The sequence below is a fragment of the Lacticaseibacillus pantheris DSM 15945 = JCM 12539 = NBRC 106106 genome (assembly GCF_001591865.1).
Taxonomy (GTDB): domain Bacteria; phylum Bacillota; class Bacilli; order Lactobacillales; family Lactobacillaceae; genus Lacticaseibacillus; species Lacticaseibacillus pantheris.
This window is the reverse complement of sequence record NZ_BCVS01000091.1, coordinates 1-9,886: the sequence shown is the minus strand read 5'-3', so window position 1 is coordinate 9,886 and position 9,886 is coordinate 1. Positions and strand designations below refer to the sequence as shown.

Genomic DNA, 9,886 nt, shown 5'->3' with positions numbered 1-9,886 from the left:
GTCGCAGTACCCCGCGCACCCGCATGTTTAACGAAGGCCGGACATTAGCGCTTGGTTCCAGACAATCTTCACGCGTACAAAAACTCTACCATCTTTGCCCGCACCCGCCCCATCGCCTGGCGGTGCCGACGAGTTGTGCTCTGTCTGCCGGACAACGTTAACCGCAGGGCCTCGGCCTCGGTACTGCTCAACCGACCCCACAGCTCTTCAATACCAGCCCGAATTACGCAGTCACCCTCAACCGAACTATGGCGCGGATACTGGCCACCACCAATGCCCTCTTCCTCTTCACCGACAATGCCCTGCGGCTGGGCGTACAAATCTCCAATCCGCTTTTGGGCCATCGCCCGGCGCATCAAGGAGTAGAAATGTGCCGACAGGATCATGCGGTAGTAACAGCCAAATTGCGATCCCCCATCACCGTCAAACTGTCGTACCGCCGTTAGATGCGCAATCCGCGCCTCCTGATACCAGTCCGCGCGGTCAAAACCGCGGATATTGTAGAGGCCAATTAAGCGCTGTGGTATGCGGATATACCGCATAAAATTTTGTTCAAGGAGCCGATCATCATCAATCGCCGCCTTCAAGTCCCTTAACTCTTGCCGTTCCATCAAGCTTCCCCCAATTAAAGTGAATTTTCACACACCACCCCGCCCCATACCTGCAAACCGCTTCGAGCTAATGCGTGATGGCCCCACCATAACCAGGGGAATAACAGTTGCCAATTTGAAAAACATACCGTTTGACTTCAAAGCTAGGCACGACCACAATAATCCAGCCTTGGGGAAGCACCGAAATGCAGCCCGTAACGACAAAAAACGTCAGCGGGCAACGCGTGTGGTAACCTGAAACCAACAGATAACCAAGGAAGGTACTTTGCCCATGTCCACAACCAGTCGCCGTGCCACCGTTCTACTCACTACCGGAATCTTACTCATCGGCGCCAACCTACGCCTGCCCATCACGATGATGCCACCCATGCTCGACAGTGTGCGTCGAGCTGCGGAGCTTCCCACCAGCCTGGCGGGACTACTGACTACCATCCCCCTGTTAATGTTCGCTCTCTTGTCACCAATCGTGGCCCAACTGGGTATCCGTCGTGGGACTGGACAAACACTACTATTAACGATGATTATCCTCGTGGGTGGTAGTTACCTGCGCATTATCAACGGTGCTTGGGCGTTGCTACTGGGCACCGCGCTGGTCGGTGTCGGCATTACCGGGGGCAACGTGTTGCTGCCCGCTTTAATCAAAGAAAAATTTCCCACCAAAATTGGACCGTTAACCGCCGTCTACAGCACCACCATGAGCATCGTGGCATCGTTAGCCACGGCCTTTGCCGGCGTTATGTCCGTGCATATTGGTAGTCGGTCGACCATGGCCACACTCTCGACCGTCAGCATCGTCGCCCTCGTTTTTTGGGCCCTATGTGCGCCGTTTTACGGGCACCCACGTAAGTTGAACAATGGCAATAACACCGACCGCCTCCGCCCCATCATGAGCGCGCCATTGTCGTGGGCAATCATGTTGGTGTTTGGTCTACAATCACTGCTCTACTATTCACTGTTAACGTGGTTGCCCTCAATCTGGGTAGCGGCTGGCTTTAGTCAAGTCGCAGCCAGCACACTGACAACGGTGTTCCAGTTTGCCGGACTGCCATTTTCCCTGCTGGTACCCACGCTCGCCTACCGGCACCACGGTGAGGCCATCGTCGTAGCCATTAGCGCCGGTGGCTACCTGCTCGGCGTACTCGGCATTCTCTTTAGCGGCACCAACTTTACCGCAAATGTTGTCGCTGCATTAATCGCGGGCTGTGGTAGCGGGGCCGCGTTCAACCTGGCTATCATCCTGTTTCAGAAAAAAGCTGCGACGGCGGTGGATACGGCGCGTCTATCCGGTATGTCGCAGTCTTTGGGGTACTTGTTAGGTGCCGTGGGACCCATTTTGTTTGGACTCATCACATCCCGCGTGGCGGTCCTGCTACTATCCGCAGTCATTGCTGCCGCTTTGGGCATCTGTGGCATCATTACTACCACGCATACCAGTATCTTTCCCGCAAAATCGCAAGCCGACAAATTGGGCAACCGGCCGTAAATTGTTGATAATTTTGCATAACGTTGCTTAGTAAACGTTTTCTTGTCAGTAAACCTGACCGAAAGCGTAGACAGCCCGCCACTGAAAAAGTAAGCTGGACTCAATGAATAAATAATAAGAAAGTGGTGAAGCGTAATGAAGAAGAAATGGTTCTGGGTTCTGTTGGGCGCGTTAGTTACAGCGGTCGCAATTTGGACTGCCCCCAATAACCAACAGCAACCCGTTGTCGCCGCAACCAAAACATATACCTTTGGGACGGATGTTACTTATCCTCCATTCGAGTTCGCGAATAAACATAACGTCTATGTCGGCATTGATATCGACCTGATTCGGGCAATTGCCAAAGAAGAGGGTTTTAAGGTCAAAGTCAAGGAGCTGGGCTTCAACACGGCCGTCCAGTCGCTAGAAGCTGGTCAAATTGACGGCGTGATTGCCGGAATGAACATCACGCCCGAACGCAAAGCCAAGTTCGCCATGAGTGACGCTTACTACCCATCCGGTATCGTGTTTGCCGGCAAGTCTGGTAGTAGCATTAAAAACTTGCAGGATCTACGCGGTAAGCGGGTAGCCATCAAGACTGGTACTGCAGCAGCGGACTACGCTAACAGCGTCAAGAATAAGTATGGCTTTACCACGGTCACCTTTGACGATTCTGACAACATGTATCAGGACGTCACGACGGGTAATTCGGCGGCTTGCGTCGACGATAAACCAGTTATTCAGTACGCTATGGCTACTGGCGTGAAGCTGCACATTATCAGCAAGCCAGCCCAAACTGGTGGTTACGGGATTGCTTTGCCTAAATCTCAGCAACACAAACTACTGGTCAAGATTAACCGCGGGCTGAAAAAGCTGCGGGCCAACGGCAAGTACGATCAAATCATCAGCAAGTACGTCGGCAACGGCTCCACCAAGTCCCAGGCCAAGAAGAACAAAGTTAGCCAGGATACGGACAATTCATTTATCGGCCTGCTCAAATCCAACTGGGGCACGCTCATGGGCGGCCTCGGTAAGACCATTGAACTCACCTTTGTCGGCATTGTGGGTGCCACCATCATCGGGATCATCATCGGCCTGGTCGGAGTCATCCCCAACCGTTGGGCCCAGGGTATCGCGACGGTGTTCATCTACATTTTCCGGGGTCTGCCACTTATGGTACTGGCACTCTTCATATATACTGGTATTCCCAGCCTGATTGGCACCAAGATTCCTGCGTTCGTTGCCGGTGTCATTACGCTGACGCTTAACGAGGGGGCGTACACGGCCGCATTCGTCAAGGGTGGTATGCAGGCGGTTGATATTGGTCAGATGGAAGCTGCTCGTAGCTTGGGACTGCCATGGGGCAAAGCCATGCGGCGCGTCATAATGCCGCAAGGAATCCGCATTATGATTCCGTCGTTCATTAACCAATTCATCATTACCCTGAAGGACACGTCGATTCTGTCGGTACTCGGATTATTGGAGTTAACCCAGACCGGTAAGATTATCATTGCCCGCAACATGGAAGGCTTTAAGATTTGGACCATGGTCGCCCTGATTTACCTGATCATCATTACGGTCTTAACGTGGATTTCGAACTGGGTACAGAAACGGTACCAAGCATAAAGTCGTACTATCGTTAATTTCCACATGCAAGTCACCGCCCGGACGGTGACTTTTTTTGCGGTTAATTGACGCATATGCACTTGCTCACCGCATCCTCACTGCCATACTTTTCAATCACCGGGTCGTGCTACGACGTTCTGTCGAACCGTTACGCTTTACAATTAATGCCCACCAGGCGCAAAATCACCTTCAGGGGGTCGTGCAATGGAAAACAAAGTTAGTCGGCCAATTTGGCGGCGCAACCTCTACGTTCTGTGGGGTTGCACGTTTGTGGCCGGAATCGCCTTCAGTGAAGTAGGGCCATTTTTATCATTGTTCATCAGTCAGATTGGCGATTTTAGCCATCAAGAACTTAATTTTTATAGCGGCATTATTTACGCGGTGTCATTTTTGGTGACCGCGTTCATGGCGCCGCTCTGGGGCAAATTGGCCAGTAATCGCGGTCACCGTATCATCCTGTTCGTAACTGCGGGGGGGATGGCAATCATTTACATACTCACCGGTTTTGTGCACAACGTGGTGTTACTGTTCCTGGCGCGTGCCGCTATCGGGGCGTTTTCCGGCTACATTCCGAACGCCCAGGCCTTAGTTGCTGCACAAGTACCGCGCGACAAAAGTGGCCGTCTGTTAGGTACGCTCATGACCGGCTCCACGTCGGGCGTGCTGGTCGGCCCAGTGCTGGGTGGGGTCTTGTCGCACATCTTCTCTATTCGACAAACGTTCTTCATAACGGGTGGACTACTGCTTATCGTCGCGTTCCTGTCGGTTTCGCTGGTTAAAGAGCACGTTCCGGATGGTAAAACCGTCGCAACACACACCAAACGCAAAGGTGGATTACTCAAGCAATTCAGTAATCCGCGGTTAATCATGGTGCTGCTGATTTCAACCCTGATTGTTCAGCTGGGCAACTCATCGATTTTCCCCATCATCAGTCTGTATGTGCGTCAACTAATGCACGGTCACGGCGCCATCACCGTCATTGCCGGGGTGATTTCGGCTTTGCCAGGGATTTCCAACATTATGGCCGCACCACGTCTGGGCCAATACGGCGACCATCACGGGTCGGGCAAAGTTTTAATCGCGGGTTACCTGTTCGCAATTCTCGTCTACCTGCCACAAGGATTCTTTGCCAGCTTGTGGATCTTAGGAATTTTGCGGTTTCTCGTGGGAATTTCGGATGCGGCGTTGTTCCCTACAATTCAAACCTTGCTGACAAAGAACTCCCCACCAGAAGCGTTATCCGACATCTTTGCTTGGAACCAATCGTTCCAGGCCCTCGGTAGCATGTTCGGGGCCCTCTGGGGTGGAGCCGTCGCCGGTATGTTCGGCTACAACATGGTCTTTATGTCGACAGCGGTCCTGCTTCTGATCAACTTTGTTTTGTTGTGGTTTACAGAGCCCTCACTACGAGGATCAAAGGCGGTGTAGTATAACCGGACAGTCCGGGCTTTGATTGAAAATGCATACGCCACAATCGTCACCACAATATATGTTGCCCCTACGTTGCTAACGTAGGGGTTTTTGTTCCCCTGCTGCCTGCGGTGACAATCAGTCAGCCCGCCCTGTCAATTTGACCCGCCAGCCACGCGACCGTATACTGAAACGCGTTGTGTTTTCAGAAAGCAGTTGATGAGGGAGCCAAAAGCATGCACATTCACGCACATAAAGGATTTATTTTTACATACGGAGCGCTACTCAGTGCTATTTGTGGTGCCATTCTGGGCGGTTTTTATCTACTGCAGGGTTGGTTCATCGAGTGGGTATGGCCTGGCAGCTATTTTCGCCCCTTGTTCAACGCGGTATGGTTAGGTATCGTTGGCACCCTAATCTATTGGACTCAGCGTACAACCGGTCAACTGCCAAAGAGCTTGGGTCTCATCCGGGCCGACCTCCGGCATGTGGGGACCAGCAGCTACAAATTTGTCTGGCTCCAGATGCTTATTCCCGCCATTATGTTGACCAGTGGGACCAGTCTGGGACCCGAGGCCACACTGGTCAGTTCAACCGTTCTGTATGGCCTCTGGATTACCGATAAGATGCGCTACCTCGAACAACACTATGCGGAAATACGGAGTAACGGGTTCATGCAACTACTCCGAGTGTGCATGACGCCCCACCGCTACCGCACACCACGGCCGGCATCGGCCCGACACCAAAGCCTCTGGTCGCCACTAACGGCGGCTTACCTGACCATCGGTATTGTCTGCTTTTACCTCACCTGCAAGTTCGGTGGTGAACCGTCTGTCATCGTGTACCTGGGGCACTCGAAGTGGACTGCTACCGACTTAGTGTGGCTATTGCCGCTAGTTATAATCGGGTGGCTCACTGGTCGTGTCTACCTCAAAGGTATGGTGCTACTACGCAAGGTACTAACTAACCGCGTGAGGAGTAATATCGGCCTCCTCATCGTCGGGGCAATCGCAATCTACTGTGCCACACTCTTTGCCCCCGCCATCAATTTCTCCGGGATGCACAACTTCTACCTGTTAGCGACCACTTGGCAAAGCCAGGGAATTGGCTTTCTTTGGTGCCAGTCCATCCTTAAACTAGGCCTACTCACTATCTGCCTCAACACGGGCTGGCTGGGTGGGGACATCTTTCCCGTTTTGTTCAGTGCCACCGCACAGGGCATTGCCGTTGCCCACTTGCTACCATCCGTCGACCCCGTAATGGCTATTGGCGTCATCGCCATCAGTATGGGCGGTACCATCCTTGAATCCCCGCTCGTCGCCGGTGGGGTGATGGGCGTCATGTTCCTGCCACCCAATTTACTACCGGTGGTCATCACCACTACTGGCATTCTCTGGCTATTAGGCCGCGGCCGGCAGTACCTCCGAGATCAATTTGGCGATCAATTCGCCCTTTTGCGCGAATTATAGAACTACCGTTGATTAGTAAACAATGGCAATAAAATTTAATTTTTCTTAGACTAATGTCAGCTTTACTAACATTTTGTCTGGACTTTGCCCGGTACCATCCACTAAGCTAGACCCATCTTCTAAGGAAAGTGGTGTATCGGGAATGAGGAAAAAACACTTTGTGTGGCTCCTAGCCACACTCGTTGCATTCGTCGTCGCGTGGTGGGTGCCGCAACAAGAACAGTCGGTGCATGCCGCCGAACAAACATATACTTTTGGTACTGACACGACGTTTTCACCGTTTGCCTTTACCAATAAGCAGAACCAGTCGGTCGGGATTGATATCGACCTACTCAACGCCATCGCTAAGCGCGAAGGTTTCAAAATTGAGTGGAAGCAACTCGGATTTGACGGTGCCGTTCAGGCGTTGCAGGCCAAACAAATTGATGCGGTTGCCGCCGGGATGAGCATCACCGACGAACGTAAGAAAACCTTCCTGTTCAGCCACCCCTACTACAAGTCCGGGACGTACATGGCCGTTAAGGATACCAGCATCAAGAGTCTGAAGGACCTCAAAGGCAAAAAAGTTGCGGTTAAGACCGGGACCACCGCCGCCGACTACGCTAACAGCATGAAGAAAAAGTACGGGTTTAGCGTCGTCACCTTTGATTCCGACGACAACATGTACCAGGACGTCCTCACCGGCAACACGGTAGCCTGCTTCGAGGACAAGCCCGTTATGCAGTACGCCATCGCCAATGGTGTTAAGCTCAAGCTAGCTTCTGACTTCAAGGAACCTGACGCCGGCACTTACGGATTCGCCTTCCAAAAGTCCGAGGGTGAACTGGTTAAGAAGGTTAACGCCGGTCTGAAAGCCCTCAAGGCTAACGGCCAGTACGCTAAGATTGTAGCTAAGTACGTGGGCAACGGTTCGCAGAAGTCCCAGGCAAAGCAGACTGCCAAGCAGACTGAGTCCGACCGGAGCTTCTTCGGTCTCCTCCGCGCCAACGCGGGTACGCTGACCAGTGGCCTCGGTAAAACCCTTGAGCTCACGGTTGTGGGTATCGTTTGTGCAACCATTGTTGGGATCCTTGTAGGACTACTCGGCGTGCTGCCGAACAAGTTTGCTCAGGGTGCCGCTAACACCTTTATCTATGTATTCCGTGGCCTCCCACTGATGGTGCTGGCACTGTTCATCTACACTGGCGTGCCGACTTTGATTGGCACCAAGGTTCCCGCATTCATCGCCGGTATTATCACGTTGACCCTGAACGAGGGCGCGTACACCGCGGCGTTCGTTAAGGGCGGTATCAAAGCCGTGGACGTGGGGCAAATGGAAGCCGCACGGAGCCTTGGGTTGACCTGGGGTAAAACCATGAAGCGCGTCGTCCTGCCGCAGGGTATTCGCATCATGATTCCATCATTCATCAACCAGTTCATCATCACCCTCAAGGACACTTCGATCCTATCCGTTATCGGCCTGCTGGAACTAACGCAAACCGGGAAGATCATCGTGGCCCGCAACATGGAGGGCTTCAAGATTTGGACGATGGTCGCGCTGATCTACGTAATCATTATCACTTTGCTGACATGGCTATCTAACTGGGTACAGAAGAAGGTGCGTGCATAATGACAACAACTACAAGAGTTCAAATGAAGGATGTCCACAAGCGCTATGGTGACAACGAGGTCATCAAAGGGGTTGACCTGACCGTGCAGGATAACGAGGTGGTCGTAATGATTGGCCCGTCCGGTGCTGGCAAAAGTACCGTACTCCGCATGATTAACGGTCTGGAGACTACAACCAGCGGTGACGTCGTGGTGGACGGAGAAAACATCGCGCAAAGTGGTGTGGACATGAATAAGGTGCGGCAAAACATCGGGATGGTGTTCCAACACTTTAACCTCTTCCCTAACATGTCAGTGCTGCAGAACATCACCCTCGCGCCAACCGAATTAGGACTCATGTCCAAGGAGCAAGCGGAAAAAGAAGCTCGCGATATGCTTGAAATTGTGGGGCTCACCGACAAAATTGACGCGATGCCAGCCCAGCTGTCTGGTGGTCAAAAGCAGCGGGTAGCGATTGCTCGGGCGTTGGCGATGCATCCCGACACCATGCTATTTGACGAACCCACAAGCGCCCTCGACCCCGAAATGGTCGGCGACGTACTGGGTGTCATGCGCAAACTGGCGAAGGAAGGGATGACGATGGTCATCGTGACCCACGAGATGGGCTTCGCGAAGGAAGTTGCGGACCGCGTCATCTTCTTTGGGGATGGCCAGATCTTGGAACAAGGCACACCGGACCAAATCTTCAACCACCCTACGCACGACCGCCTGCAAACCTTCCTGAAACAAGTGCTGGAAGCATAGCCTGCTATGTAGCGGCAACCACAACAAATGGAGTCGGAACTTTTGTTCCGGCTCCATTTTTGTGTGGTTTGGGATGGTTGTTTACGTGGCTGGTTGTAATGGGGTGGTGCCTCCGGTTGAGTGGGCGGTGGCCGCGACCGGTGCTGCGAGCCTCACGCTCACGCCCGTGCCGGGCTACCGCGAGTATTTGAACTCGAGAAAAACCACTCGATTTCAAATACTTGATTCTGTACGTCGCTCCGCTCTAGGGCTGGCCTTGCCAGACCGTCGAGTTAACTCCCAGTAAGACGCTAAAGCGTCAACTGGAAGTAAACCTACAGAACTGCGGGCTTACAGCTGTCGCGGCCACCGCCCGCTCAACCTCCACCATCACCCCATTACAACCAACATTGTGGACGCAAAGCCAGACGTGTTCACCTATTATTTTCATCTCACTACCGAACCAAAACTTGATACTTGGCCTAATCGATATGGAGGTGTAGTTATAGCCGGGCTAAAAACAACGCAACCGTGACGTCGCACCACCATAAATCGTGGTGTGATATGTGCAATTCTTATTTGGAAACATTAAAACAAAATTGGTTGAAAATTATTCCTCCAGGCAAGAATCAAGCCCACGTTGCTAAACAATTGCTCTTGCCTTAGGAAATCATGTCAATTAGTTCCGTGCATAGTCAGGAATAACACGGCAAGCTGCTCCACAAACATACATTTTGCAGTTGCCCGTATGATTGTAGTCGTCCGTATGCGAGCTGGCACAAAGTTTTAATCAACTCTAGACGGCTTGGGTTGACCCGTAATACCAATAAATTCTATTGACTGATCAGCACACGAAGTTGGTCGTACTGGGGTGATGGTGTAGGCTGAGCGGTAGGGTCCCGCGACGGCTGCATGCCCGTAGTTCTGTCGGAATTAATGCCAGTTTGTGCGCCAGCACTTACTGGCATTTATGACTT

7 protein-coding genes are annotated in these 9,886 nt (G+C 52.4%); 6 read left to right on the top strand and 1 reads right to left on the bottom strand.

Annotated features, from left to right (window positions below):
* Nucleotides 1–68: 68 nt before the first annotated feature.
* Nucleotides 69–611, bottom strand: a complete 543-nt coding sequence (locus LPA02S_RS09085) for a hypothetical protein (RefSeq protein ID WP_061777628.1) — start codon at nucleotides 609–611, stop codon at nucleotides 69–71.
* Between the two features lie 271 nt (nucleotides 612–882).
* Here LPA02S_RS09085 and LPA02S_RS09080 point away from each other — a divergent pair, with 271 nt between their 5' ends.
* The 6 genes from LPA02S_RS09080 to LPA02S_RS09055 all read left to right on the top strand — a co-directional run bounded on the left by LPA02S_RS09080 (nucleotide 883) and on the right by LPA02S_RS09055 (nucleotide 8,930).
* Nucleotides 883–2,094, top strand: coding sequence for an MFS transporter (locus tag LPA02S_RS09080; RefSeq protein WP_056956375.1), 1,212 nt, complete (start codon nucleotides 883–885; stop codon nucleotides 2,092–2,094).
* Between the two features lie 135 nt (nucleotides 2,095–2,229).
* Nucleotides 2,230–3,699 (top strand): ABC transporter substrate-binding protein/permease, encoded by a 1,470-nt coding sequence (locus tag LPA02S_RS09075; protein WP_056956376.1) that lies wholly within the window; start codon nucleotides 2,230–2,232, stop codon nucleotides 3,697–3,699.
* Nucleotides 3,700–3,903: 204 nt separating this feature from the next.
* The gene (locus LPA02S_RS09070) at nucleotides 3,904–5,127 is read left to right on the top strand and encodes an MFS transporter (protein WP_054649648.1); all 1,224 of its coding nucleotides are present in this window, start codon (nucleotides 3,904–3,906) and stop codon (nucleotides 5,125–5,127) included.
* Nucleotides 5,128–5,345: 218 nt separating this feature from the next.
* Nucleotides 5,346–6,578 (top strand): chloride channel protein, encoded by a 1,233-nt coding sequence (locus LPA02S_RS09065; RefSeq protein ID WP_054649646.1) that lies wholly within the window; start codon nucleotides 5,346–5,348, stop codon nucleotides 6,576–6,578.
* Nucleotides 6,579–6,720: 142 nt separating this feature from the next.
* Nucleotides 6,721–8,187: an ABC transporter substrate-binding protein/permease gene (locus LPA02S_RS09060; protein WP_056956377.1), complete on the top strand. Its 1,467-nt coding sequence runs from the start codon at nucleotides 6,721–6,723 to the stop codon at nucleotides 8,185–8,187.
* A complete protein-coding gene (locus LPA02S_RS09055; RefSeq protein WP_054649642.1) occupies nucleotides 8,187–8,930 on the top strand; it encodes an amino acid ABC transporter ATP-binding protein in 744 nt (247 codons plus the stop codon). Before LPA02S_RS09060 ends, LPA02S_RS09055 begins: the two co-directional genes overlap by 1 nt.
* Nucleotides 8,931–9,886 lie beyond the last annotated feature (956 nt).

Coding starts and splice junctions, on each gene's coding strand:
- LPA02S_RS09085 (WP_061777628.1), bottom strand. CDS start 611: ATGGAACGGCAAGAGTTAAGGGACTTGAAGGCGGCGATTGATGATGAT.
- LPA02S_RS09080 (WP_056956375.1), top strand. CDS start 883: ATGTCCACAACCAGTCGCCGTGCCACCGTTCTACTCACTACCGGAATC.
- LPA02S_RS09075 (WP_056956376.1), top strand. CDS start 2,230: ATGAAGAAGAAATGGTTCTGGGTTCTGTTGGGCGCGTTAGTTACAGCG.
- LPA02S_RS09070 (WP_054649648.1), top strand. CDS start 3,904: ATGGAAAACAAAGTTAGTCGGCCAATTTGGCGGCGCAACCTCTACGTT.
- LPA02S_RS09065 (WP_054649646.1), top strand. CDS start 5,346: ATGCACATTCACGCACATAAAGGATTTATTTTTACATACGGAGCGCTA.
- LPA02S_RS09060 (WP_056956377.1), top strand. CDS start 6,721: ATGAGGAAAAAACACTTTGTGTGGCTCCTAGCCACACTCGTTGCATTC.
- LPA02S_RS09055 (WP_054649642.1), top strand. CDS start 8,187: ATGACAACAACTACAAGAGTTCAAATGAAGGATGTCCACAAGCGCTAT.